Genomic DNA, 24060 nt, shown 5'->3' on the forward strand with positions numbered 1-24060 from the left:
AATTCTGGCTGGTGGCCGGGTTCTCGGGATGTGCCCATCCTGGAAACGCTGCTCCTCGAGGACCGACGCATCGGTGGATCTCTAATCAGGCATGGACAAACATAGTTAACGAAAGGTAACCGGAGGCCCGGTTCAGAGATTGTTGTCTTGGAAACGTGAAGGGCGCGGCTTGACGGGCGGCCCGCGGAGCATCAAAGCAGGACAGCGTCGCCCCTCAGTGACCTCCGGCCGTCAGCCCAGGCGCGGTCCATGTGCTGCTTGCCCGATCTGAAGCCGTGGTCGGGCCGCTTTCCCGTTTCCGCTTCAAGAAGCCTCGGGCTTGAGAGCCGATTCCATGCGATCCGCCTTTCTGCGCAATGCGCTCGTTCTCGGGATGCTGTCCGCCATCGGACCCTTCGCCATCGATATGTACCTGCCGGCTTTCCCGGCGATCGCACGCGAATTTCAGGTGGATGTGGGCGCCGTGCAGATGAGCCTGATGAGCTTCTTCCTGGCGGTGGCAATCTGTCAGCTAGCCTATGGACCGCTCTCGGACCGCTTCGGCCGCAAGCCGCCGCTCTACGGGGGGCTGGGGCTATTCGTCTTGGGCAGCATCGGCTGCAGCTATGCTCCGAACGTGGAAGCGCTCATCGCCTTTCGCTTTCTGCAGGGGGTCGGGTCCTGTGCGGCCATGGTGATTCCCCGGGCGATCATCCGGGATCTGCATACCGGCCACGAGGCCGCACGCCTGATGGCGACCACGATGCTGGTGTTCAGCGTATCCCCGATCCTTGCCCCCCTCGCCGGCAGCACCCTGACCGAATTCTTCAGCTGGCGCTTCATCTTCTGGGCCATCGCGGCCATTGGCCTCGGGGGCATGGCCGTGCTGCTGTTCCTGCTGCCGGAAACCCGTCCGGAAGGCGCGATCCGGCAGAGCCTCGGTCAGACATTCGCCACCTACAAGAAACTCCTCAAGGATCGCCGCTTCCGAGGCCTCGCCTTCATCGGCGGTTTCAGTCAGGCGAGCTTCTTCGCCTACTTGGCCGGCTCGTCCGTGATCTTCATCGAGCATTTCGGTTTGTCGCCGTCGCACTACAGCATGATCTTCGCGTCCAACGCGATCGCCTTCATCGGCAGCGCGCAGTTCAACAGCGCCCTCATGCGCCGCTTCGGCGCCGAGCGGGTGGTTCGCATCGCCATTTCCGTCTTCGCGGCTCTGGTGAGTCTGCTGTTCATCCTGACGGTGGCAGGGGCCGACAACGCCTACATCCTCTGGGGGCTCCTGTTCCTGTCCTTCGGCTGCCTCGGCTATGTCATTCCCTCGACGGCGGTGCTTGCGCTGGAGGAGCATGGACCGATCGCCGGAACGGCCTCAGCGCTGATGGGCACTCTGCAGCTCAGCACCGGCGCCGTCCTGATCGCGCTGGTGAGCGCGCTCTACGATGGAACTTCGCTCTCGATGGTCGGCGGCATCGTGGTCTGCGGCTGGGTAGCCTTCGTCCTGAGCATGCGGATTCTGAAGCCGAGGCACGCCTATTCCTGATTGCTCTGCGCGAGAATCCAGTCGCGGAAGGAGCGGACCAGGGGCGCTTCCGCCTTGTGCTCCGGATAGACGAGGAAATATGCCCCGACGCTCAGGATGCTTTGCGGGAAGAGAACCTCGAGGCGCCCGCCGGCGAGTTCGTCCGCGATCAGGAAATGGGGAATGAGCCCGACCCCCAGGCCCGCGGCGGCGGCCTGAGCGACCATGGCGAACTGCTCGAACCGGGGCCCCCGCATGGGGTTGCCGGCATCGACGCCCACGCTCGCAAACCATTCGGCCCAGGCTGCCGGCCGCGTGCTCTGCTGGAGCAGGGTGGCGCGGGCGAGGTCCTGAGGAGAGCGGATCGCCTCGCGTTCACGATAGGCCGGGCTGCAGACGGGCACGGCCTCTTCCCTTCGCAGCAATTCGCAGATTGCGCCCGGCCAATGCGGCGCGCCGAAATGGATGGCGGCGTCGAAGGGCTCGGCGGAAAAATCGAAGGGCACGAGGCGAACGCCGAAATTCACCGTTGCGTCCGGGTGCTCGGCGAGGAAGTGCGGAATGCGGGGAATGAGCCATCGAGTGCCGAAGGTCGGCAGCGTCGCCAGGTTCAGAACGCCGCTCGTGCCCGACAATGCGATGGCCTGATGAGTGGCATCCGAGAGCTCCGTGAGGGTGGCGCGGACCTGCGAGGCATAGAGACGCCCGACATCGGTCAGCACCACTCTCTGGCGGGAGCGGCTGAACAGGGAAACGCCGAGCGAATCCTCGAGCTGCTGGATCTGGCGGGAGACGGCGCTTTGAGTCAGGTTCAGCTCCTCGGCAGCGCGCGAGACGCTGCCGTGACGAGCTGTGGCTTCGAAGGCGAGGAGATTGCCGATATTGGGTAGAAAGCCGCGACGGAGCACCAGTTCATTCCATTTTCGAATAACCTGCTGCGAAGATGTCGCTTTACTTCTCCCCTGTCCAGCGCGATTTTCCAGCAAAATTCAACAGGTTTGCCCGGGGTTCCGGACTAACCTCCCGCGCTATACGGAAGAGGATTGCTCATCATGGCAGGTGCACATCAGGACATCGCGAAGCTCAAGTGGGAAGATCCGCTCCTCCTCGACGAGCTGCTCACCGACGACGAGCGCATGATCCGCGACACGGCGCGCGCCTATGCCCAGGACAGGCTCCTGCCGCGCGTGATCGAGGCCTACCGGGAGGAGCGCACCGACCGCGAGATCTTCAACGAGATGGGCGAGCTCGGCCTCCTGGGCGTGACCCTGCCGGAGGAATACGGCTGCGCCGGCGCCTCCTATGTGGCCTACGGTCTCGTGGCCCGCGAGGTGGAGCGCGTCGATTCCGGCTACCGCTCCATGATGAGCGTGCAGTCCTCCCTGGTGATGTACCCGATCTATGCCTACGGTTCCGAGGAGCAGCGCCGGAAGTACCTGCCCAAGCTCGCCTCGGGAGAGTTCGTGGGCTGTTTCGGCCTGACCGAGCCGGATGCGGGCTCCGATCCGGCCGGGATGAAGACCCGCGCCGAGAAGATCGAGGGCGGCTATCGCCTGAAGGGTTCGAAGATGTGGATCTCGAACTCCCCCATCGCGGACGTGTTCGTGGTGTGGGCGAAGTCGGAGGCTCATGACAACCAGATCCGCGGCTTCGTGCTGGACAAGGGCATGAAGGGGCTTTCCGCTCCGAAGATCGGCGGCAAGCTCAGCTTGCGCGCCTCGATCACCGGCGAGATCGTCATGGACGGCGTCGAGGTGGGCGAGGACGCGCTCCTGCCGAACGTCTCCGGCCTGAAGGGTCCCTTCGGCTGCCTCAACCGGGCGCGTTACGGCATCTCCTGGGGCGCCATGGGCGCGGCCGAGGATTGCTGGCACCGGGCCCGCCAGTACACGCTCGACCGCAAGCAGTTCGACAAGCCGCTCGCGGCGACCCAGCTCGTCCAGAAGAAGCTCGCCGACATGATGACCGAGATCACGCTCGGTCTCCACGCCAGCCTGCGCGTCGGCCGCCTCTTCGACGAGGGCCGCATGGCTCCCGAGATGATCTCGCTCGTCAAGCGCAACAATTGCGGAAAGGCGCTCGAGATTGCCCGAATGGCGCGCGACATGCACGGCGGCAACGGCATCCAGGAGGAATACCACGTCATGCGCCACGCTCAGAACCTGGAGACCGTGAACACCTATGAGGGCACGCACGACGTGCACGCCCTCATCCTGGGGCGTGCGCAGACGGGCCTGCAGGCGTTCTTCTGAGATAGGAACGGGATCATGCCTCTTCGGATCACCCTGGCCGGGTCGACGGGATGGGTCGGCAAAGCACTGGTCGCGGCGATTGCCGCTTCCGACGATCTGGAACTCGTCGGCGCCGTCAGCCGCAGCGCGGCGGGCCAGGATGCCGGCGAGGCGGCGGGGCTTTCCCGTCTCGGCGTCGCGATCAGCGGGACTCTCGAAGAGGCATTGGCGGCCCCCTCCGACGTGGTGATCGACTATACCAAGCCCGGCGCGGTCAAGGCGCATGCCCTCACCGCGCTGGCCCGGGGGCGCTCCTTGGTGATCGGCACGTCGGGTCTCTCCGCCGAGGATTATGCGGAGATCGATCGGGTTGCGCTCGAAGCCGAGCGGGGCGTGCTGGCGGCCGGAAACTTCTCGATCACGGCGACGCTCCTGCGCCGCTTTGCGCTGGAAGCCGCCCGTTATGTACCGGATGTGGAGGTCATCGACTACGCTTCGGCGAAGAAGCCGGACACGCCCTCCGGCACGGCGCGGGAACTCGCCGAGCTTCTCAGCGAGGTGCGCCAGCCCGCGACATCGAAGCCGGTCGATGAGCTGACCGGCGTGCGGGAAACCCGCGGCGGCACTCTCGGTGCAAAGCTCCCGGTGCAGGTTCACTCCCTGCGCATGCCATCCTTCGTCCTGTCCTGCGAGGCGGTGTTCGGCGCGGACAACGAGCGCCTCGTGCTCCGTCACGACGCGGGATCCTCGGCCGCCCCTTACGTCGCCGGCACCCTTCTGGCTGCGCGCCGTGTCTTTTCCTTCATCGGATTGAAGCGCGGCCTCGATGCCGTAATGGATTGATCGTTCATGAAACCGCTTGCAGGCCTCAAGGTTCTCGAACTCGCCCGCATTCTCGCCGGCCCCTGGGTCGGTCAGATGCTCGCCGATCTCGGCGCCGACGTGGTGAAGGTGGAGCGTCCCGGTGCGGGCGACGACACGCGCGGCTGGGGGCCACCCTTCGTGGAGGCCGCCGATGGCGGGGATCTGTCTGCCGCTTACTTCCATTCCTGCAATCGCGGCAAGCGCTCCATCGCGGTCGATTTCGAGAGCGCCGAAGGCCAAGCCCTCGTGCGCAAGCTCGCGGCCCATGCGGACGTGGTGATCGAGAACTTCAAGGTCGGCGGGTTGAAGAAGTACGGTCTCGATTACGAAAGCCTGAAAGCCGGCAATCCGCGTCTCGTCTATTGCTCCATTACCGGCTTCGGCCAGAACGGTCCCTATGCCTCGCGGGCGGGCTACGACTTCATGATCCAGGGCCTCGGCGGCATCATGGACCTGACCGGCGATCCGGAGGGGGAGCCGCAGAAGATCGGTGTGGCCTATGTCGATATCTTCACCGGCGTCTACTCGGTGGTCGGCATTCTCGCGGCTCTCCGCCGTCGCGACCAGACGGGTGAGGGCGCGCATCTCGACATGGCGCTCCTCGACGTGCAGACGAGCGTGCTGGCCAACCAGGCCATGAACTATCTGGCTTCCGGTACATCACCGCGGCGCATGGGCAATGCGCATCCCAACATCGTGCCCTATCAGGTTTTCCCGGTTTCCGACGGTCATGTCATCGTGGCGGTGGGCAACGACGGGCAATTCTCCCGCTTCGTCGCCGTTCTGGGGCAGCCCGAACTCGCTCAGGACGAGCGTTTCGCCACCAATGCGGGCCGCGTGCGGCACCGCGCCGAACTCGTGCCGGTCCTGACCGGGCTCACGCTCCAAACGACGCGGGAAGCCTTGCTCTCGGCGCTCGAGAAACAGGGCGTGCCTGCGGGCCCCATCAACACGGTGGCGGATGTTTTCGCCGATCCTCAGGTGATCGCGCGCGGCATGAGGATCGATCTTCCCTCGTCGTTCGCGAAGGGCGGCGCGATTCCCTCCGTGCGCTCGCCCATTGTCATGAACGGCGAACCGATGGCGGCTGCCTGCCCCTCGCCGCGCCTGGGCGAACATACGGATGAAGTGCTGAACGACCCGTCCTGGATGGCCTAGAACATCGGACCGAGAGGGATTCGGCTTTCGGTCCAGTGCCCTAAGGGGCGATACCCTTGGTGAGCAGGCGGTTGATCATACCGACGATCCGCTCCCGATCCTCGTCCGAGAACGGACTGAGATTGTGCATCTCGAGATTGCTCAGGCCCTGGACGGCGAGCCAGCCGAGCAGGGCGGACTCGGCGTCGTCCGAGCTGGTTTTGATCTGCTCTACCGTTGCGGAGATCACCTGCCGAACAGGATCGAGCAGGCGCGGGTTTTCGGCTGCCGCCGCCATCATGCCCGTGGCGATCTCCTGCATCTTGCCCCCGCAGTACATGTTCAGCAGGCTTGTCGTGACCACCCGTGCCTCCAGGTTGGGGCCAGGCCCTATCTGGGCGCGCAGCGCCTCCCTGGCTTCGGCGACCTGGTCGATCATGCGCTGGATCATGGCTTGCAGCAGCGCATCCTTGGTCGGGAAGTTATAGAGAAGTCCGCCCTTGCTGAGACCGGCTCGCTCGGCCACCGCTTCGAGGGTGAGCCGTCCCGCGCCGATTTCTGCAACAAGTTCCGCGGCCGCATCGAGAATCTTCTCGCGGGAACTCTTGCGGCCTCGGGCATTCTCTAACATTCGCAACTCTTGCAACTAAACCGTCCGGTCGGTATATAAATGGTGCCGCAGCATTAGCGTCAAGGGCAAGTTGAGCTGATGCCGCACCTCCAAACCATAAGTCTGTAACCCGTCTGACGGGTGTGTAACTCCTGGAAGAAGCCCATGAAACGGCGCATCATCGTCAGCCTCGTCTTTATCCTTGCGATCTTGCTCTGTGCCGGACTGGTGGGGTTCAACCTGTTCCGGGACAAGATGATCACGCAGTTCTTCGCCAACATGCAGCCGCCGCCGCAGACCGTGACGTCTGTCAAGGTCGAGGCGAAGACCTGGACGCCCAGCATCAGCGCCATCGGTACCGCCAAGGCTGCGAACGGCGTGGAACTCGCCGTTCAGGTCGGCGGCGTGGTGAAGAGCATCAACTTCAAGCCCAACCAGAACGTCGAGGAAGGCACCGTGCTGGTGCAGCTTGATGATGCGGTCGATCAGGCCGATCTCGCCAATGTTCAGGCGCAGGTGAAGCTCGCCGAGGCCAATTTCGAGCGCTCGCGGCAGCTGGCTTCCCGCGGCATCGCCGCCGAGGCAACCTTCGAGCAGAACCAGGCCCAGCTGGCGACCTCCCGTGCCCAGGAGGCGCGCGTGAGAGCCGTGATCGATCAGAAGGCCCTGAAGGCGCCGTTCTCCGGCATTATCGGAATCCCGCAGATCGACGTGGGTCAATACATTCAGCCCGGAACGGTCGTGGCGAGCTTCCAGGACCTGTCGTCCATGAAGGTGGATTTCACGGTGCCTGAGCAGATGGCGGTGAACGTCAAGCTCGGCCAGGAGGTCCGCGTCGGCGTGAGGGAGGGCGATCTTCCCTTCAAGGGCCACGTCATCGGCAAGGATCCCCGCGTCGACCCCAAGACCCGTCTCGTAGCCGTGCAGGCAGTGGTCGAGGACAACAAGGACGGCGCGATCCTGCCCGGTCAGTTCCTCCACGTGGAGGTGGTTCTGCCTGAGGAGCCCAACGTCATCACCGTGCCACAGACGGCGGTTATCACGAGCCTCTATGGTGATTATGTCTACGCGATCGAGCAGGAAGAGCGGGCAGGCAGCCAAGTTCAGGTGGCACGCCAGATCTTCGTGAAGACCGGCCGCCGCCGCAGCGGTGTTCTCGAGATCATTTCCGGCATTGCGCCCGGCCAGCAGGTCGTCGCCTCGGGGCAGAACAAGCTGCAGGCCGGTGCCACGGTCAAGATCAACAACACCATTGATGTGACGAAGCTCGACGCGAGTGGGCTCGCGGACGGTCAATAGGCAACACGCCATGAGTTTCACAGAGCTTTTCATCCGTCGCCCCGTCTTGTCGATGGTGGTGAGTCTCCTGATCCTGCTGCTCGGCGCACAGGGTCTGATGAACCTCCAGGTGCGCCAATATCCTGAGGTCGAGGAGACCACGATCACCATCACGACGGCCTATACGGGCGCGAGCGCCGACCTGATCCAGGGCTTCATCAGCACGCCCATCGCCAAGTCCGTGTCGAGCGCGGAAGGCGTCGATTACGTAACGACTCAGAGCCGTCTCGGCGTGAGCACGGTTTCAGTGCGCATGCGCCTGAACACGGATCCGAACGCGGCGCTGACCGAGGTCACCGCCAAGGTGCAGCAGGTGCGCGCGCAGTTGCCGCAGGAGGCCGAGGATCCCGTGATCGTGAAGGGCACGGGCCAGACCTTCGCCCTCATGTACATCACCTTCGCCAGTACGGAGATGACGCCCGAGCAGGTATCGGAATTCCTGACCCGCGTGGTGCAGCCGCGCTTTGCGACGCTCGATGGCGTCGGTAATGCCGAGATCCTCGGCGGGCGCGATTTCGCGATGCGCGTGTGGATCGACCCCGTGCGTCTTGCCGCCCGCGGCGTGACGGCGGGTGACGTGGTTTCGGCGATCGGCGCCAACAACTTCCTCGCGGCGCCGGGCAAGACACAGAACGAGTATGTCGCGTATTCGCTGCAGATGCAGACCACCCTGCAGACGCCGGAAACCTTCGGCGCGCTGCCGATCCGCTCCAATGGCGATCAGGTCATCCGCCTGCGCGATGTGGCGGATGTGGAACTGGGGCCCGAGAGTACCGACGTGAAAGTGAGCTTCAACGGCAAGGAGGGCACCTTCATCGGCGTTACGCCGACGCCCTCCGCGAACCCGCTCACGGTAGCAGAGGAAGTCACGAGGGCCATCGAAGAGATCCGCTCGACCCTCCCCAAGGGTATGACGGTGCAGATCGTCTACGACGCGTCGGACTTCATCTCGGCCTCCATCGAGGAAGTGTTCAAGACCATCGGCGAAGCCGCGCTCATCGTCGTGGTGGTGATCCTGCTGTTCCTGGGCTCCTTCCGCTCGGTGCTGATCCCCATCGTCACGATTCCGCTCTCGCTCATCGGCGTATGCTTCTTCCTTTACGCACTGGGATATTCGATCAACCTCCTGACCCTGCTGGCGATGGTGCTCGCCATCGGTCTCGTGGTGGACGACGCAATCGTGGTCTTGGAGAATATCCACCGGCACATCGAGGAAGGGTTGAAGCCGGTCGACGCGGCCATCGTGGGAATGAAGGAAATCTTCCTGCCCATCGTATCGATGACTATCACCCTGGCGGCCGTGTATGCGCCTATCGGCTTCACGCAAGGCCTGACCGGTTCGCTCTTCCGCGAATTCGCGTTCACTCTCGCAGGCTCGGTAATCATCTCGGGCATCATTGCGGTCACCCTCTCGCCCATGATGTCCTCCAAGCTCCTGAAGCCCCATGCCGCTCAAGGCCGCTTCGCCGGGTTCGTGGACCGCACTTTCACGCGCCTGGAGGACTGGTACGGGCGACGCCTGAAGGGCTCGCTGGACTATCGTCCTGTCACGCTCGTCATCGTGATGATGCTGCTTGCGACCACGGGATACCTCTTCTCGAAGACCTCGTCCGAGCTCGCGCCGGAAGAGGATCAGGGTGCCTATCTCGGCCTCGTCAACGCGCCGAAATACGCAACGGCCGATTACACGCAGACCTTCGCACAGCAGTTCACCAAGGCTGGCGAGACGATCCCCGAGATCGACGCCAACTTCCTGATCGTCGGCACCGACGGCGGCGGCGGCGGCTTCGTGGGTTTCAAGCTGAAGCCGTGGAACGAACGCGAGAAGAAAGGTGCCGAGACCAAGCAGGAGATTCAGAACCTGCTGGACGAGAACGGTGGCCTCCAGGCCTTCGTCTTCGCGCCCCCGTCCCTGCCAGGTGCCGGTGGCGGCCTCCCGATCCAGTATGTGCTGCGGACCATCGGCGATCCGGCGCAGGCCTACGAGGTCGGTGAGCAGGTGCGCCAGCGCGCGCAGAAGTCCGGCAAGTTCATCGTCGTGCAGAACTCGATCTCCTACGAGACGCCTCGTGCGCGCATCACGGTGGACCGCGACCGTGCGGCGGCTCTCGGAGTGCCGGTGAGCCAGATCGGCAGCACGCTCGGCGCGCTCGTCGGCGGCGCTCCGATCTCCAAGTTCGACCGGGACAACCGCAGTTATGACGTCGTGAGTCAGGTCCGCCAATCCGATCGCCTGAACCCGGAGCTTCTGGCTCAGTACTATGTGCGGGCGTCGGACGGATCCATGGTTCCGCTCTCGGCGCTCGTGCGCATTGAAACGGATGCCGCACCGGCAAGCATCGAGCAGTTCAACCAGCTGAACGCGGCCACGATCTCGGCGCTGCCGCTGCCCGGCGTGACCACCTCGGAGGGATTGGCTACCCTGCGTTCCATCGCGCGGGAGGTCATGCCCCAGGGCTTCTACGAGGATTATGCCGGACAGTCGCGGCTCGAAGTGCAGGAGGGAAGCTCCATTCTGCTTGCCTTCGGCCTTGCCATCATCGTGATCTACCTGGTTCTGGCGGCGCAGTTCGAGAGCTTCCGCGATCCGTTCATCATCATGATGTCGGTGCCGCTCTCCATGTTCGGTGCCATGATCTTCCTGAACGTCGGCCTGGCGACGCTCAACATCTACACGCAGGTCGGCCTGATCACCCTGGTCGGTCTGATCACGAAGCACGGCATTCTGATGGTGGAGTTCGCCAACGAACTGAAGGAGAAGCGCGGTGTCAGCAAGCGCGAGGCGATCCAGGAGGCCGCCCGTGTCCGGTTGCGTCCGATTCTCATGACCACGGCGGCCATGGTTCTCGGCGTCGCCCCGCTGCTTTATGCCAGCGGCGCGGGGGCTGCGGCCCGCTTCTCCATGGGCCTCGTGATCGCATCGGGCATGTCCATCGGCACGATCTTCACGCTCTTCGTGGTGCCGATGTTCTACACCTATATCTCCAAGGAAGCCGTGCGCAGGGAGCGGGAGAGCGAGGAACATGCTCACCGCCGGGCCCTCGCAGCGGAGTAAACGAAAATGGCCGGACAGCGATGTCCGGCCATTGCGCATGTCTGCCTTAGGAAAAGGGAGGCATTGAGCGGCTTACTTTTCCGTGCTCGCTCAGATCAGCTTTGGCGGTTCAACTCGCCTTCGACCTCCATGAAGGGCGAGACCGACTTGAAGCCGGCCTGCTCGGCGGCTTTGCGGACGGCCTCCGCCACCTCCGTGGAATGGACCTCGATAGTTTCTCCCGTCTTCGAATCCACGAACATGATCTTCATGGCGTTAACATCCGGCTGGCCGTGAGAGACCACGTAGGAGTTCTGCGTGGCGAGCCGGTGAACCAGACCGGCATCGCGAAGGAAGTCGAGGGCACGGTAGATCGTCACCGGGGCCAGGCGCTTCTTGTCGCTGCTGAGACGGTCAACGAGGTCGTATGCGCCCACCGGGCCGCCGCTCTGAACCAGCTCGCGGTAAACGCGCTCACGGATCGGCGTCAGACGAAGGTTGTTCTGGCGGCAAAGATCGTCTGCACGGCGGAGGAGGTTCTCCTCTTCTTCTTTCCTGACGGCTCTTGTGCTCATGCGCCACACTCCTGTTATTTCAAAACCTATCCATTCATATAGGGGAAACAGGGGCTTAACAATGTGTTATCGTTGCAATGAAGTATTGCAAATCTGCATTTTCCCCAGGGGAATTTGGCGAATTAGCAGACGAGTTCCCCAAGAGAGTTATTTTTGATACAAAGTAGCAAAACGAAACCGCCAAGTTTTCCGTCACTTGGTGCCGCCAAATCACTTATCCATCACTTGGAGCAGACCTCACAGAGGCCGCGTATCTCAACGGTAACTTTCTTCGAACAGAAGGAATGATCGTCACCCCACTGGGTCAGGCGCTCACTGATACTCGGATCGCTGAATTCCGTGACGAGACCACAATTCTCGCAAATGGCGAAGGCAGCCATCTCATGGTGGTGGGGGTGCTTGCAGGCGACATAGGCATTGAGGCTTTCGAGCCGGTGAGCCAACCCTTTCTCGATGAGCTTGTCGAGGGAGCGATAGACCGTCGGAGGCGTGACGGCCCCTTTGGCACGCAGCTTGTCGAGCACTTCGTAGGCTGAAAGAGGATTCTGGGCAGCGCTCAGTATCCGGTGAACGCGCTTTTGCGTGTCATTCAACTCCTCGAGGAGATTATGGCGGTGATTCGCTGCCATGACGGGATCGACTCTCAAACAAAACTTGGTCAATCCTATACGTCATGACTATGCGGATGATTTCAAGGCGGGAACCGCCGGCCTGTGCCTAAAAGGCACAGGCCGATTCCACACATCCCGCCACGCCTGAACGGCCAAACGGCATCCGCCGGCGCTGAATCAGATCTCCACCCAGGCAGCCTTCGCCTCCGAGGATCGAACCGCCGCTTCGATGAAGCGGACGCCGCGCAATCCGTGCTCGATGGTGGGGACCTCGAGCGAGAAGGGGTTGGGATCGCGACCTTCCATTCGCGCGACGATTTGCTCCGCCACATCGGAATAGAGCTGGGCAAAGCCTTCCAGGTAGCCTTCCGGATGCCCGCCCGGAACGCGCGAAGCCGCTCGCGAAACTTCGTTTGCGCCATATCCGTTGCGGCGGATCATTCGTGGCGGTTCGCCCAGGGGAGAGAACAGCAGAACATTCGGGTTTTCCTGGTCCCATTCGAGACCCGCCCTCTCACCATAGACGCGAATCCGCAAGCCGTTCTCCACGCCCGCCGCAACCTGGCTGCACCAGAGCATGCCCTTTGCACCGGACGCAAAGCGCAGCATCATATGAGCATTATCATCGAGCCTGCGGCCTTGCACGAAGGTGTGGAGTTCGGCGGAGAGCGAAGTCGCCTCATCGCCGGTGATGAACTCGGCCAGATTGAAAGCATGGGTGCCGATATCCCCCACGGCTCCCGCAGGGCCCGACCGGACAGGGTCGGTGCGCCACTCCGCCTGCTTGCTGCCGGTCTCTTCGACCCGAGTCGCGAGCCAGTCCTGCGCATACTCCACCTGCACCACGCGAATGCCGCCGAGCGCGCCTTCGGCCACCATGGAGCGGGCCTGCCGCACCAGCGGATAGCCGGTGTAGTTGTGGGTGACGGCGAAGATCAGCCCCGTCTCGCGGGCCAGCTGCGCGAGCCTGTCGGCCTCCTGGCGGGTCGTGGTCAGGGGCTTGTCGCAGATCACGTGAATTCCCGCCTTGAGAAAGGCTTCGGCGGCGGAGGCATGCGCATGGTTCGGGGTCACGATGGCCACCGCATCGATGCCGTCCTCCCGCTCCCCCTCGCACTGCGCCATCTCCTGGAATGTGCTGTAAATGCGGTCCGGGGACAGGAGCAGATCCTCGCCCGACAGCCGGGCCCGCTCCGGATCGGACGAGAGCGCGCCGGCCGCCAGTTCCCAACGGTCGTCGAGCCGGGCAGCAATACGATGCACTGCCCCGATAAAGGCGCCGCGTCCGCCACCGACCATTCCGAGGCGGAGACGGCGGTTGAATTTCTCGTCGCGTGATCCTGCGATGGTCATGGCCGATATCCTCTTCAAGGGGCGCCAATGCCGAGCAGGCGGCGGTTTGCCGCCTCGTCCGTTCCGCCTGCGGCGAAGTCATCGAACGCTTTTTCCGTGACCCGAATGATATGTGACCGGATGAACTCCGCGCCCTCTCGCGCACCATCCTCAGGATGTTTCAGGGCGCATTCCCACTCGAGCACCGCCCAGGAATCGTAGTCGTACTGCGCGAGCTTGGAGAAGATGGCGTTGAAATCTACTTGCCCGTCGCCAAGGGATCGGAAGCGGCCCGCACGGCTGATCCAGCTTTCATACCCGCCATAGACGCCGATGCGCCCTGTCGGATTGAACTCCGCATCCTTGGCGTGAAAGGCCTTGATGCGCTCATGGTAGAGATCGATGAAGGCTACATAGTCGAGCTGCTGCAGCAGGAAGTGACTGGGATCGTAGTTGATGCAGGCGCGCTTGTGTCCGCCGACGGCATCGACGAAGCGCTCGAAGGTGGCGCCGTCATGGATGTCCTCGCCCGGATGGATCTCATAACAGACATGGCAATCCGCATCCTCGTAGGCATCGAGGATAGGCCGCCAGCGCCGCCCCAGCTCCTCGAATGCCGTTTCGATGAGACCGGCCGGGCGCTGCGGCCAGGGATACACGAAGGGCCAGGCGAGCGCGCCGGAGAAGGTGACGCTCGCCTTCAGCCCGAGGCGTCGTGACGCCCGAGCCGCCATCAACATCTGCTCGACGGCCCAGGCCTGCCGCGCCTTCGGATCGCCGCGCACCTCCGGGGCCGCGAATCCCTCGAAGACCTCGTCAAAGGCCGGGTGCACGGCCACGAGCTGACCCTGGAGATGCGTGGAGAGTTCCGTGATCTCCAGGCCATGCGAGCGGACGATGCCCTGAACCTCGTCGCAATACGCATCCGACTCGGAGGCTCTCTTCAAGTCGAAGAGGCGGGCGTCCCAGGTCGGAACCTGAACGCCCCTGTAGCCGAGAGAGGCGGCCCAGCGGCAGATGGAGTCGAGTGAGTTGAACGGCGATTCGTCGCTGGCGAATTGAGCGAGGAAGAGGCCGGGACCCTTCATGGTCTTCATGGGTGAACTCCCGAGATGCGGCTGCAAAAGAAGGTGTAACAGGCAAAGGAAAGCCGCTCGACACCGCAGGCAGCTTGCCGTTGCCTCGCCCCCCGGTCGAGGAGGGGCGAGGGCGCGCAGCCGTTAGAACGGCGATTCGGGGAAGTAATGCTCCTGGGCGTTGTCCTTCGTGATCAGCTGGGCATCGAGCGTGTAGGTGCCGCGCATCGGTGCGTTGGTATAGAAATGCGCGGCGGTGACGCCCATGGCGGTGGAAATCATCGAGGGCGGATAGGACACGTTGGCGGGGATCATCTTGTCCCCGTCGATGACCTTCTTGATCATGTCCTTCATGCCCGCGCCGCCAAGCACGAATTTGATGTCCTCGCGCTTAGCCTGCCGGATGGCTTCCAGGACGCCGAGCGCCATATCGTCGTCGGATGCCCACACCGCGTCGATCTTCGGGTGCTTGGAGAGGAAATCCTGCATCACCTTGAAGGCATCGTCACGGTTCCAGTTTGCGTATTGCTTGTCGATGACCTTCACACCCGAACCTTCGAGAGCCTTCTCGAAGTTGGACACACGCTCCTCGTCGATAACGGTCGGGATGCCGCGAAACACCACGACGTTGCCTTCCTTCAGGTTGTCGACGAAGTACTTGCCCGCGACGCGGCCGAATTCCGCGTTGTTGCCGGCAACATAGATGTCCTGGATCGACGGATCCTTCAGGCCGCGGTCGACGACGGTAACGAAGGTACCGCGTTTCTTCACCTCGCGAACTGGGTCCGTCAGTTCGTCCGAGTTGAAGGGCAGGACGACCAGAGCATCGACCCTCTGAGCCATCAGATCGTCGAGTGCGTTCGCCTGGGCCGCGCCGTCAGGCGACGTCTTCACGATCACCTTCAGGCCGGGATAGCCCTTCTCGAGCTGCTTGGCGGTTTCTTGGGCATGATAGACCACGCCGCCGGTCCAGCCGTGAGTGGCGGCCGGAATCGAAACGGCGATCGTCACATTTTTCGGCTGTGCCGTCGCACCTGTCGCGACACCGGCCATCAGACCGGTCGCGAGAGCCACTTTCAGAAGTGCTGCTTTCATCTGCTCCTCCCTGGAGGTGTTAGTTTTTGAGCCTTTGTCCTTTTGTCCGGTGGCTTCACCCCGGTTTCATCGCCCACGGTGGACGGACCGCTGCACGAGCATGGCGATAATGATGATGGCGCCTTGAACCGCGCCCACGAGGAACTCGGAGACGAAGTTGGACAGCACCATGATATTCGCGACGAGTTCGAGAATCACCGCGCCGACCACGGTGCCCCAGACACGGCCGACGCCACCCTTGAGCGCCGTGCCGCCAATGACCACGGCGGTGATCGCCTGCAGTTCCCAGAGAAGGCCGGTGGTTGGCGTGGCGGAGCCGAGACGCGGCACATAGACCAGCACTGCGATGCCGACGCAGATGCCTTGGATAATGTAGGTGAGCGTGCGCACGCGCCAGATCGGCACCCCCGAATAACGCGCCACATCCTCGTTCGAGCCCAGTGCCACCACATGGCGGCCAAAGGAGGTACGGTAGAGGATCAAAGCACCGATCGCAGCCACAACGAGGAATGCAACGATCGGCACCGGAATGCCGAACACGGTGCCGAAGTAAACGGGTCGATAGAGTTCGCGCAGCTCGAAGTTGCGGAGGGTGATGGTGCCGCCGGCCGCAAGCCAGACCACCAGCGAACGGAAGATGCCCATGGTGCCGAGCGTGACGATGAAGGGCTCGATCCGCCCGAAGGTAACGATGAGGCCGTTCGCCAAACCGCACATGGCGCCGAGCGCAAGGGCCGCCAGCATTCCGACCGCGAGGGTGCTCATATCGGCGCCGCCGAGTGAATTGAGCGTGAGGATCATGACGCCTGCGGTCAGTGCCGCCATGGATCCGACCGAAAGATCGAGACCTCCGGCGGAGATCACGAAGGTGGCGCCGACCGCAATGATGGCGATGAAGGCGGAGCGGGTGACGACATTGAGAATGTTCGAAGCCGTCAGGAAGTCGGGATTGATCAGGGCTCCGGCAATGGCCAGAGCGACGAGCGCGATGAAAGGCGAGAGCGCCCGCATGTCGATCGTGGACTTGCGCCTCTCGGCGCCGCTGCGAAGCACGGTTTCGGTCATGCGTGGCCTGCGGCGATTTCCGCCGCCCTTTCTTCATGAACGCCAGTGGCGAGGTAGACGATGGAATCCTCGGAGAGGTCGGCCTGGGAGACTTCGCCTGCCACATGGCCGTTGCGCATTACGATAACCCGGTGACACAAGCCGATCAGTTCCTGCATCTCTGACGAGATGACGACGATGGAAAGGCCATCTTCGGCAAGCTGCGCGACGAAGCGGTAGATTTGCTCTTTGGTGCCGATATCGACCCCCCGGGTCGGCTCGTCGATGATGATGATGCGAGGATCCAGCATCATCATTTTGGCGAGCAGGAGCTTCTGCTGATTGCCGCCGGATAGCTGGCCTGCCAGGAGATCCCGGCTTCGGGTGCGTATATCGAAATTCTTGATCGCTCCATCGAGCGCCTCTTCCTCCGCGCCGATATCGATGAAGGGGCCACGGCTGAACCTGCCGAGGGCGGCGAGCGATAGATTGACTCTCAGATTCTGTTGCAGCAGCAGCCCTTTGCCCTTGCGGTCCTCGGAGAGATAGACGACGCCTGCGGCCATGGCCTCGCGCGCATTGCGGAAGTGTACGCTCTCGCCGCGGAGCGTGATCCTGCCCTGGCTCGGACGCAGTCCCACGAGGCCCTCGAAAAGCTCCGTGCGGCCAGCGCCGACCAACCCGCCGAACCCGAGGATCTCGCCGCGCCTCAACGTGAAGGAGGCGTTCTCCACATAGCCTGGGACGACCATGTCGCGTACCGACAGAATGACATGTTCGGATATCGTGGAGGGCTTGTCGGGATAGAGCTTCGACATGTCGCGCCCGACCATCAGGCGGGCCATCTCGAGGGGCTCCAGGCCCTCGATGTCCCGTGTCGCGATGTGCCGGCCGTCGCGCAGAACCGTCACCCGATCAGCAACGGCTTTCACCTCATTGAGGCGATGGGAGATATAGAGCACCGCGACCCCGTGAGAGCGCAGCTTGCGAATGATGGCGAAAAGGCTCTCCGCCTCGACCGGCGTGAGAACGGCAGTCGGTTCGTCGAAGGCCACGACTTTGTGTGGTACCAGCAGGGCGCGGGCGATTTGCACGAGTTGACGGTCGGCGATCGAGAGGCGCCGGACCTCGCAATCCGGGTCGATCCGCGTGCCGAGCTCTGCCAGGATGCCCCGCGTGCGTTCGCGCATGATCCTGTCGTTGACGAAGCCGAAACGTTTGATTTCGCGACCGAGAAAGAGATTCTCGGCCACGGTCAGGTCTTCTGCCAACAGAATTTCCTGATGCACGAGAACGATGCCGTGACTTTCGGCGTCAACGGGACCCGAAAAGGCGATCGGCTGTCCGCCGAGGTAAAGGCTGCCTTTGGTCGGGGCGATATGGCCGGAGAGAATGCGCATGAGAGTCGACTTGCCGGCACCGTTCTCGCCGATGACCGCATGAACCTCGCCAGGCCGCAAATCGAGTGAAATGCCACTCAGGACCTCAATCGGCCCGAAGGATTTAGAGATGTTCTCTGCGCGAAGAACAGAATCCATGCGCGACTCCGGCTAAACGATATCGTTCGCTGGCGATGTCACGGCAGCGTTGGTGTAACGTTCACAGGGGCGGTCAGCAGGAAGGGGTGGGTTCTAGCATTCGTTTCCTCCGGCTGGTCAATTCATCCTCTGGCGGGACTTGAACGATCGATCTAGGGACATGCCGATCTATGGCAATGCCACTATGTAATCGATTACATCAGAACTTTACCGCAACGGCAGCTTCTGTCAAACAGAACCAAGGTAGGGGAGGAACATGGACGAGAGCGGGCCTTCAGTCAGACCAGAGGAGGACGGTGCCCCCAGTGGCCGAGCGGTGCGTATTCAGGATGTGGCGAGGCTTGCCGATGTCTCGACCGCCACCGTGAGCCGTGCATTGGCATCGCCCGAGCGGGTGTCGCCGGAGGCGCGGGCACGTGTATTCGAAGCTATTGCCAGGACCGGCTACGTGCCCAATCCCGCCGCGCGGTCGCTCCGCTCTCAGAAAACCTATATGGTGCTCGTCGTCCTGCCGGACCTGTCGAACACCTTCTTCTCCAAGATCCTGCGCGGCATCGAGGAGAGGCTGTTCGAGGCGGGTTACGGCATGATCATCAGCGATCTCGACGGCTCGCCCGAGAAGGAGGCGCATTTCGCGGCGTTCACGGCAGCAGGACGCGTTGACGGCGCCATCCTCCTCAACGGCCACCTGTTCGGGCAGAGCCGCGACGGCGAGGGCACGCCCGCTAAGACAGGTATTCCGCTGGTCGCTCTGTGTGAGGCGATTCCCTCAGCGGATATTCCGCAGATCGAGATCGACAACCGCGCTGCCGCAAACCGTATGACGCAGTATCTCGCGTCCTTGGGCCACCGGAGCATCGCTTATGTGAGCGGTCCCCCGAACAACATTCTGGAGCGGGAGCGCTTTCTCGGGTATCAGGAGGGTCTGAAGGCGTCCGGACTCCCTTTCGATCCGGCACTGGTGATCCCGGGGGACTACACCATCGCGTCCGGCGTGATGGCGGGGCAGGATCTGGTGACCCGTTCAAGGCGCCCGACAGCCGTGTTCTGCACCAGCGACGAGATGGCGATCGGTTTGACGCGTACGTTGTTGTCGGCCGGGCTGAGGGTGCCGGGGGATATTTCAGTGGCGGGGTTCGACGATATCGAGTTCGCGGCCGTCGCCGAGCCTGCCCTGACCACGGTCCGTCAGCCGCGACGAGAGCTGGGGCAGACGGCAGCTTCCGTTCTTGTCGATCTTCTGCAAGGTCGTCCGTCACCCAAGCGGATTCTCCTCGAAACGGAACTCGTTCTCCGGGATAGCGTCGCGCCGCCTCAGAACATGGAGAAGGCGCCTGCGAAGAGCACTAGGACGAGTGCGATAAAGCCGACATAAGCATAAAGTGCTTTGCGCGAGTGCTGGTGGGCGTAACTGTCCTTGTCGGCACCGTTCTTCCAGCGGCCCGCGCCTTCCTCATGACGGGCCAGATCCACTTGGTCCGGCCGCGGCGAAAAGCCGGCAGCTTCGTCATCGGTGCCGAGAGGGGACAACCCGGGGTCGAACACCTCGTTCTTGTCGCCCGTCCGACCGCTGTTGATGTCACCCTTCAGCTGTGCCGAGGTTGAGCCCGCATTCGTGGGCGGCGCCTCTATCGGCTTGATGGTGTGCGTCCGCGGAATATCGGTGTGGTTGGGGTCGTCTGAGCGGGTGGACATCGAAACTCTCCCGGAAGCTCTGTTGATGGGAAAACCATCGGAAGTGAGCGAGGTTCCTGGGGGGGCGCTCTGGAAGTGGCCCATTCAAGAGCCCAGAAAAAAGGCCGCTGATGACAGCGGCCCGAAGTTTAGGGAGGAAACGCCCAAGAAGGGCAGCGGCACTGCGACGCCAATCGCCGTGCTGCACTGCGATATGTAGGGGCTGCTCAGAAGGATCGCAAGACTAAAAGGTCAGCATGGTTGCCCAATTTTTCGTCTCCCCGGGGATCTTGGCCGGTCAGGAAGCTTGGCCTGTCGGGAAAGGGGGGCAGACTGGGGTGGTGTGATCCGAAGCGATGTAACATGGATGCGTGAATGGCCGCAATGCCGAAGCTGAACTCCGTTCTCGAGACAGCCCTCCATGTGGAGGATCTGGAGCGATCCAGGGCTTTCTATGAAGGCGGGCTCGGGTTGTCCCTCCTGCTCGAGAATCGGCGCATGTGCGCCTTCGACGTGGGCGGAAGAAGCGTGCTGCTCCTGTTCCTGCGCGGAGGATCGGCGCAGGATGTGACGACACCGGGAGGAACCATTCCCGGTCACGATGGGCACGGCCCGTTTCACATGGCTTTTGCCATTTCGGCCGAGGAACTTCCGGCTTGGGAGGGGAGGCTGCGCGAGCGCCAGATCCCGATCGTCAGCAGAGTGACCTGGTCGCGCGGCGGCACCAGTGTCTATTTCCACGATCCGGATGGGCACGTGCTGGAGCTGGCGACTCCCGGGCTTTGGGCGATCAATAGATCGCCCAAAGCCCGAGATTGGGAGAGCGTCATGTGATGACGCTGGGCTCGCTGCGGCCCGTCCGCGAAGCGATCTCCGAGATGGCGTTCGCGGCCTCGATCACCGGTGCCAGCACCTCCGCCGTCGGCATGTTGTGGCGGACCGGGTTCGGCTCGAAGCGTTCGAGGTAGACGCGCAGGGTCGCGCCCGAGGTGCCGGTACCCGACAGGCGGAACACGGCGCGGGCATCTTCCCGGAACAGGATGCGGATGCCCTGTTTCATCGTCACCGATCCATCGACCGGGTCCGTATAGGCGAAGTCGTCGCATGCCTGCACCGTCAGCTCCCCGAAGCGCTGCCCGGGAAGGCTCGCGAGCTTGGCTCGTAAGGCATCCATCAGCTCGTTCGCCGGCGCGGTCTCGAGTTCCTCATAGTCGTGACGGGTGTAATAGTCGCGCCCGTACGTGGCCCAGTGCTCGCGCACGATCTGGTCCGCAGGCTTTCTCGTGACCGCCAGGATGTTGAGCCAGAGCAGCACGGCCCAGAGACCGTCCTTCTCGCGGATGTGGTTGGAGCCGGTGCCAGCGCTCTCCTCGCCGCAGATCGTGATCAGCCCCGCATCGAGAAGGTTCGCGAAGAATTTCCAGCCGGTGGGCGTCTCGAAGAAATTGATGCCGAGTTTCTTCGCGACGCGGTCGGCTGCGCGGCTCGTCGGCATGGAGCGCGCCACGCCTGAAAGGCCCTGTGCGTAGCCAGGGGCCAGATGCGCGTGGCTCGTGAGGATCGCGAGGCTGTCGCTCGGCGTCACGAAGAGCCCGCGGGCCACGATCATGTTGCGGTCGCCGTCGCCATCGGAGGCGGCGCCGAAATCCGGCGCATCCGGACCCATCATCAACGCCATCAGCTCATGGGCGTGGACCGGGTTCGGGTCGGGGTGGTGGCCGCCGAAATCAGGCTTCGGCTCTCCGTTGACCACGGTTCCGACAGGAGCGCCGAGGCGGCCTTCGAGGATGGCCTTGGCATAGGGGCCGGTGATGGCGTTGAGCGCATCAAACCGCATCCGAAAGCCCGAGCGGAAGAGTTCGCCGATGGCGTTGAAGTCGATGAGGCGCTCCATCAGCTCCACATAGTCCGCCACCGGGTCGATCACCTGGACGATGGTGTCGCCGATCCTGGTTTCGCCGATGCGGGCGAGGTCGATGTCCGTGCCCTCGACGATCCTGTATTCTGTGACTGCGCTCGCGCGCTTGAACACGGCTTCCGTGAAGGATTCCGGTGCGGGCCCGCCGTGGGACATGTTGAACTTGATGCCGAAATCGCCGTCGGGGCCGCCGGGATTGTGGCTTGCCGAGAGCACCAGGCCGCCGATGGCCTTGTATTTGCGGATCACGCAGGAGGCAGCCGGGGTGGACAGCAGGCCTCTCTGCCCGACCAGGATGCGCCCAAAGCCGTTGGCGGCCGCCATCCTGAGCGCGACCTGCACCACAGCCTCGTTGAAGAAGCGCCCATCGCCGCCGATGACGAGGGTCGAGCCTTCGGCGCCCTCCACGTTGTCGAAGATCGCCTGGATGAAGTTCTCCACATAGTGCGGCTGCTGGAAAATTGTCACCTTCTTGCGCAGCCCCGACGTGCCGGGGCGCTGATCGGAGAACGGGGTTGTCGGAATGCGGGTGATCGCCATCGGTGCTTGCCACTTCCTCAAATCGGTTCTGGGCGGCCTGATCTCGGAATCTTCCGGCCCTGCAAAAGAGTTCAGGAAGCCATTCTAGGGTTGCGCGGGTGAGATGCCACTGTCGAGCTGAAGGTAAGATGAAGATCCCAAAACCGGAGCGGAATGGCCGTGCTCGGGAAAGGCATGATCGAAATCAGTCCTTTCGAGCCTCTGACAATTTGCCCGATGCGGGACTCTCGTCCGCAGGAGCGACCCGTGCCATAAGGCCGCCGCAACTGTTTTTAGGCCAAGGTCCATGATTCGCGTCGAGAATGTCAGCAAGCAGAACAGCCACCGGATCCTCTTCATCGAGGCCTCCGCCACCCTTCAGAAGGGGGAGAAGGTCGGTCTGGTCGGCCCCAACGGTGCGGGCAAGACGACGCTCTTCCGGATGATCACCAAGGAGGAGCAGCCGGACGAGGGCCAGGTGTCCGTGGATCGCGGCGTCACCATCGGCTATTTCAGCCAGGATGTCGGCGAGATGGCGGGCCGCAGCGCCGTGGCCGAGGTCATGGACGGGGCGGGCCCCGTGAGCGAAGTGGCGGCCGAACTGAAGGAGCTCGAGACCGCCATGGCGGAGCCGGACCAGGCCGGGAATTTCGATGAGATCATCGCCCGGTACGGCGAAGTGCAGGCGCGCTACGAGGAACTCGGCGGCTATTCCCTGGAAGGCCGCGCCCGTGAGGTGCTGGCGGGCCTCGGCTTCAGCCAGGAGATGATGGACAGCGATGTCGGAGGTCTGTCCGGGGGCTGGAAGATGCGCGTGGCGCTGGCCCGCATCCTGCTCATGCGCCCCGATGCGATGCTCCTCGACGAGCCGAGCAACCACCTCGACCTCGAAAGCCTCATCTGGCTGGAGGATTTCTTGAAGGCCTACGAGGGCGCCCTGCTCATGACTTCGCACGACCGCGCCTTCATGAACCGGATCGTGAACAAGATCATCGAGATCGATGGGGGCTCGCTCACCACCTATTCGGGCGACTACGAATTCTACGAGCAGCAGCGCGCGCTCAACGAAAAGCAGCAGCAGGCGCAGTTCGAGCGCCAGCAGGCGATGCTCGCCAAGGAGATCAAGTTCATCGAGCGCTTCAAGGCCCGCGCCTCCCATGCCGCGCAGGTGCAGAGCCGCGTGAAGAAGTTGGAGAAGATCGAGCGCGTGGAGCCGCCCAGGCGCCGTCAGTCGGTCGCCTTCGAGTTCCTGCCCGCGCCACGTTCGGGCGACGATGTGATCAGCCTCAGGAACGTGCACAAGCGCTATGGCAGCCGCTCCATTTACGAGGGGTTCGATTTCGCGGTGCGCCGCAGGGAGCGCTGGTGCGTCATGGGCGTCAACGGAGCCGGCAAGTCTACCCTCCTGAAGCTGGTCGCAGGCAGCGCCGAGCCCGATCAGGGCACGGTCACCATCGGGGCCAGCGTGAAGATGGGCTACTTCGCCCAGCATGCCATGGAGATGCTCGACGGCGACCGTACCGTGTTCGAGTTCCTCGAGGATTCGTTCCCGCAGGCCGGGCAGGGTTCGCTGCGCACACTCGCGGGATGCTTCGGTTTCTCCGGGGACGACGCGGAGAAGAAGTGCCGTGTGCTCTCAGGCGGCGAGAAGGCGCGTCTCGTGATGGCCAAGATGCTCTACGATCCGCCGAATCTGCTGGTGCTGGACGAGCCCACCAACCACCTCGACATGGCCACCAAGGAAATGCTGATCGAGGCGCTGTCGCGCTACGAGGGCACCATGCTCTTCGTCTCCCACGACCGCCACTTCCTGGCCGCCTTGTCGAACCGCGTCCTGGAACTCACACCGGGCGGCATCCACCAATATGGCGGCGGCTATACCGAGTATGTGGCGCGGACCGGCCAGGAGGCGCCGGGCCTTCGCCACTGAAGAGAGGCGGGGTGACACCTATCCAGAGACGGG

At 63.1% G+C, this 24060-nt stretch carries 20 protein-coding genes; 9 read left to right on the plus strand and 11 right to left on the minus strand.

Features of this window, described 5'->3' with window-relative positions; all coding sequences use genetic code 11:
- The first annotated feature begins 334 nt into the window (after positions 1-334).
- Positions 335-1522: a multidrug effflux MFS transporter gene (locus GR328_RS16590; RefSeq protein ID WP_160885657.1), complete on the plus strand. Its 1188-nt coding sequence runs from the start codon at positions 335-337 to the stop codon at positions 1520-1522.
- Here the strand turns inward: GR328_RS16590 and GR328_RS16595 are convergent.
- Entirely contained in the window at positions 1513-2409 is an 897-nt protein-coding gene (locus tag GR328_RS16595; RefSeq protein ID WP_160885659.1) for a transcriptional regulator GcvA, read from the minus strand. The genes GR328_RS16590 and GR328_RS16595 overlap by 10 nt on opposite strands.
- A 144-nt stretch (positions 2410-2553) precedes the next feature.
- Here GR328_RS16595 and GR328_RS16600 point away from each other — a divergent pair, with 144 nt between their 5' ends.
- Genes GR328_RS16600 through GR328_RS16610 form a run of 3 tightly spaced genes read left to right on the plus strand, consistent with a single transcriptional unit; the run spans position 2554 to position 5754 of the window.
- The gene (locus tag GR328_RS16600) at positions 2554-3753 is read left to right on the plus strand and encodes an acyl-CoA dehydrogenase (protein ID WP_160885661.1); all 1200 of its coding nucleotides are present in this window, start codon (positions 2554-2556) and stop codon (positions 3751-3753) included.
- 15 nt (positions 3754-3768) lie between these two features.
- Positions 3769-4575: a 4-hydroxy-tetrahydrodipicolinate reductase gene (gene dapB / locus GR328_RS16605; protein ID WP_160885663.1), complete on the plus strand. Its 807-nt coding sequence runs from the start codon at positions 3769-3771 to the stop codon at positions 4573-4575.
- A gap of 6 nt (positions 4576-4581) precedes the next feature.
- Positions 4582-5754, plus strand: coding sequence for a CaiB/BaiF CoA transferase family protein (locus GR328_RS16610; protein ID WP_160885665.1), 1173 nt, complete (start codon positions 4582-4584; stop codon positions 5752-5754).
- Between the two features lie 40 nt (positions 5755-5794).
- Here GR328_RS16610 and GR328_RS16615 read toward each other — a convergent pair whose 3' ends face one another.
- The gene (locus GR328_RS16615; protein WP_160885667.1) at positions 5795-6364 is read right to left on the minus strand and encodes a TetR/AcrR family transcriptional regulator; all 570 of its coding nucleotides are present in this window, start codon (positions 6362-6364) and stop codon (positions 5795-5797) included.
- A 144-nt stretch (positions 6365-6508) separates the two neighbouring features.
- On the opposite strand from GR328_RS16615, the gene GR328_RS16620 reads away from it, so the two are divergent.
- Positions 6509-7642 carry an efflux RND transporter periplasmic adaptor subunit gene (locus GR328_RS16620; RefSeq protein WP_160885669.1) on the plus strand — a complete coding sequence of 378 codons (1134 nt, stop codon included), beginning with the start codon at positions 6509-6511 and terminating at the stop codon, positions 7640-7642.
- Positions 7643-7652: 10 nt separating this feature from the next.
- Positions 7653-10736, plus strand: a complete 3084-nt coding sequence (locus tag GR328_RS16625; RefSeq protein ID WP_160885671.1) for an efflux RND transporter permease subunit — start codon at positions 7653-7655, stop codon at positions 10734-10736.
- 95 nt (positions 10737-10831) lie between these two features.
- On the opposite strand, the gene GR328_RS16630 is transcribed toward GR328_RS16625, so the two are convergent.
- The 7 genes from GR328_RS16630 to GR328_RS16660 all read right to left on the minus strand — a co-directional run bounded on the left by GR328_RS16630 (position 10832) and on the right by GR328_RS16660 (position 17986).
- A complete protein-coding gene (locus tag GR328_RS16630; RefSeq protein ID WP_160885673.1) occupies positions 10832-11290 on the minus strand; it encodes a Fur family transcriptional regulator in 459 nt (152 codons plus the stop codon).
- 221 nt (positions 11291-11511) lie between these two features.
- A complete protein-coding gene (locus tag GR328_RS16635) occupies positions 11512-11919 on the minus strand; it encodes a Fur family transcriptional regulator (protein WP_160885675.1) in 408 nt (135 codons plus the stop codon).
- Between the two features lie 159 nt (positions 11920-12078).
- Positions 12079-13254 carry a Gfo/Idh/MocA family protein gene (locus GR328_RS16640; RefSeq protein WP_160885677.1) on the minus strand — a complete coding sequence of 392 codons (1176 nt, stop codon included), beginning with the start codon at positions 13252-13254 and terminating at the stop codon, positions 12079-12081.
- Positions 13255-13268: 14 nt separating this feature from the next.
- Positions 13269-14330 carry a sugar phosphate isomerase/epimerase family protein gene (locus GR328_RS16645; protein WP_160885679.1) on the minus strand — a complete coding sequence of 354 codons (1062 nt, stop codon included), beginning with the start codon at positions 14328-14330 and terminating at the stop codon, positions 13269-13271.
- A gap of 123 nt (positions 14331-14453) precedes the next feature.
- The gene (locus GR328_RS16650) at positions 14454-15404 is read right to left on the minus strand and encodes a substrate-binding domain-containing protein (RefSeq protein WP_160885681.1); all 951 of its coding nucleotides are present in this window, start codon (positions 15402-15404) and stop codon (positions 14454-14456) included.
- 66 nt (positions 15405-15470) lie between these two features.
- On the minus strand, positions 15471-16469 hold the full coding sequence (locus GR328_RS16655; RefSeq protein ID WP_160885683.1) for an ABC transporter permease: 999 nt from the start codon (positions 16467-16469) through the stop codon (positions 15471-15473).
- On the minus strand, positions 16466-17986 hold the full coding sequence (locus GR328_RS16660) for a sugar ABC transporter ATP-binding protein (protein WP_160885685.1): 1521 nt from the start codon (positions 17984-17986) through the stop codon (positions 16466-16468). Before GR328_RS16660 ends, GR328_RS16655 begins: the two co-directional genes overlap by 4 nt.
- Before the next feature lie 256 nt (positions 17987-18242).
- Between GR328_RS16660 and GR328_RS16665 the strand changes: the two genes are divergently transcribed.
- Entirely contained in the window at positions 18243-19361 is a 1119-nt protein-coding gene (locus GR328_RS16665; protein ID WP_160885687.1) for a LacI family DNA-binding transcriptional regulator, read from the plus strand.
- Here the strand turns inward: GR328_RS16665 and GR328_RS16670 are convergent.
- The gene (locus GR328_RS16670; protein ID WP_160885689.1) at positions 19301-19681 is read right to left on the minus strand and encodes a hypothetical protein; all 381 of its coding nucleotides are present in this window, start codon (positions 19679-19681) and stop codon (positions 19301-19303) included. The genes GR328_RS16665 and GR328_RS16670 overlap by 61 nt on opposite strands.
- A 363-nt stretch (positions 19682-20044) precedes the next feature.
- Here GR328_RS16670 and GR328_RS16675 point away from each other — a divergent pair, with 363 nt between their 5' ends.
- Positions 20045-20494, plus strand: coding sequence for a VOC family protein (locus GR328_RS16675; RefSeq protein WP_160885725.1), 450 nt, complete (start codon positions 20045-20047; stop codon positions 20492-20494).
- Here the strand turns inward: GR328_RS16675 and GR328_RS16680 are convergent.
- Complete coding sequence (locus tag GR328_RS16680) at positions 20487-22118, minus strand: alpha-D-glucose phosphate-specific phosphoglucomutase (protein ID WP_160885691.1); 1632 nt, start codon at positions 22116-22118, stop codon at positions 20487-20489. The genes GR328_RS16675 and GR328_RS16680 overlap by 8 nt on opposite strands.
- A gap of 286 nt (positions 22119-22404) precedes the next feature.
- Here GR328_RS16680 and abc-f point away from each other — a divergent pair, with 286 nt between their 5' ends.
- Positions 22405-24027 (plus strand): ribosomal protection-like ABC-F family protein, encoded by a 1623-nt coding sequence (gene abc-f, locus GR328_RS16685; RefSeq protein ID WP_160885693.1) that lies wholly within the window; start codon positions 22405-22407, stop codon positions 24025-24027.
- Positions 24028-24060 lie beyond the last annotated feature (33 nt).

Source organism: Microvirga makkahensis (assembly GCF_009830105.1).
GTDB classification, from domain to species: domain Bacteria; phylum Pseudomonadota; class Alphaproteobacteria; order Rhizobiales; family Beijerinckiaceae; genus Microvirga; species Microvirga makkahensis.

Excerpts from the sequence above, each read along its gene's own strand:
- GR328_RS16590 (WP_160885657.1), top strand. The coding sequence starts at position 335 with ATGCGATCCGCCTTTCTGCGCAATGCGCTCGTTCTCGGGATGCTGTCC.
- GR328_RS16600 (WP_160885661.1), top strand. The coding sequence starts at position 2,554 with ATGGCAGGTGCACATCAGGACATCGCGAAGCTCAAGTGGGAAGATCCG.
- dapB (WP_160885663.1), top strand. The coding sequence starts at position 3,769 with ATGCCTCTTCGGATCACCCTGGCCGGGTCGACGGGATGGGTCGGCAAA.
- GR328_RS16610 (WP_160885665.1), top strand. The coding sequence starts at position 4,582 with ATGAAACCGCTTGCAGGCCTCAAGGTTCTCGAACTCGCCCGCATTCTC.
- GR328_RS16615 (WP_160885667.1), bottom strand. The coding sequence starts at position 6,364 with ATGTTAGAGAATGCCCGAGGCCGCAAGAGTTCCCGCGAGAAGATTCTC.
- GR328_RS16620 (WP_160885669.1), top strand. The coding sequence starts at position 6,509 with ATGAAACGGCGCATCATCGTCAGCCTCGTCTTTATCCTTGCGATCTTG.
- GR328_RS16625 (WP_160885671.1), top strand. The coding sequence starts at position 7,653 with ATGAGTTTCACAGAGCTTTTCATCCGTCGCCCCGTCTTGTCGATGGTG.
- GR328_RS16630 (WP_160885673.1), bottom strand. The coding sequence starts at position 11,290 with ATGAGCACAAGAGCCGTCAGGAAAGAAGAAGAGGAGAACCTCCTCCGC.
- GR328_RS16635 (WP_160885675.1), bottom strand. The coding sequence starts at position 11,919 with ATGGCAGCGAATCACCGCCATAATCTCCTCGAGGAGTTGAATGACACG.
- GR328_RS16640 (WP_160885677.1), bottom strand. The coding sequence starts at position 13,254 with ATGACCATCGCAGGATCACGCGACGAGAAATTCAACCGCCGTCTCCGC.
- GR328_RS16645 (WP_160885679.1), bottom strand. The coding sequence starts at position 14,330 with ATGAAGACCATGAAGGGTCCCGGCCTCTTCCTCGCTCAATTCGCCAGC.
- GR328_RS16650 (WP_160885681.1), bottom strand. The coding sequence starts at position 15,404 with ATGAAAGCAGCACTTCTGAAAGTGGCTCTCGCGACCGGTCTGATGGCC.
- GR328_RS16655 (WP_160885683.1), bottom strand. The coding sequence starts at position 16,469 with ATGACCGAAACCGTGCTTCGCAGCGGCGCCGAGAGGCGCAAGTCCACG.
- GR328_RS16660 (WP_160885685.1), bottom strand. The coding sequence starts at position 17,986 with ATGGATTCTGTTCTTCGCGCAGAGAACATCTCTAAATCCTTCGGGCCG.
- GR328_RS16665 (WP_160885687.1), top strand. The coding sequence starts at position 18,243 with ATGGACGAGAGCGGGCCTTCAGTCAGACCAGAGGAGGACGGTGCCCCC.
- GR328_RS16670 (WP_160885689.1), bottom strand. The coding sequence starts at position 19,681 with ATGTCCACCCGCTCAGACGACCCCAACCACACCGATATTCCGCGGACG.
- GR328_RS16675 (WP_160885725.1), top strand. The coding sequence starts at position 20,045 with ATGCCGAAGCTGAACTCCGTTCTCGAGACAGCCCTCCATGTGGAGGAT.
- GR328_RS16680 (WP_160885691.1), bottom strand. The coding sequence starts at position 22,118 with ATGGCGATCACCCGCATTCCGACAACCCCGTTCTCCGATCAGCGCCCC.
- abc-f (WP_160885693.1), top strand. The coding sequence starts at position 22,405 with ATGATTCGCGTCGAGAATGTCAGCAAGCAGAACAGCCACCGGATCCTC.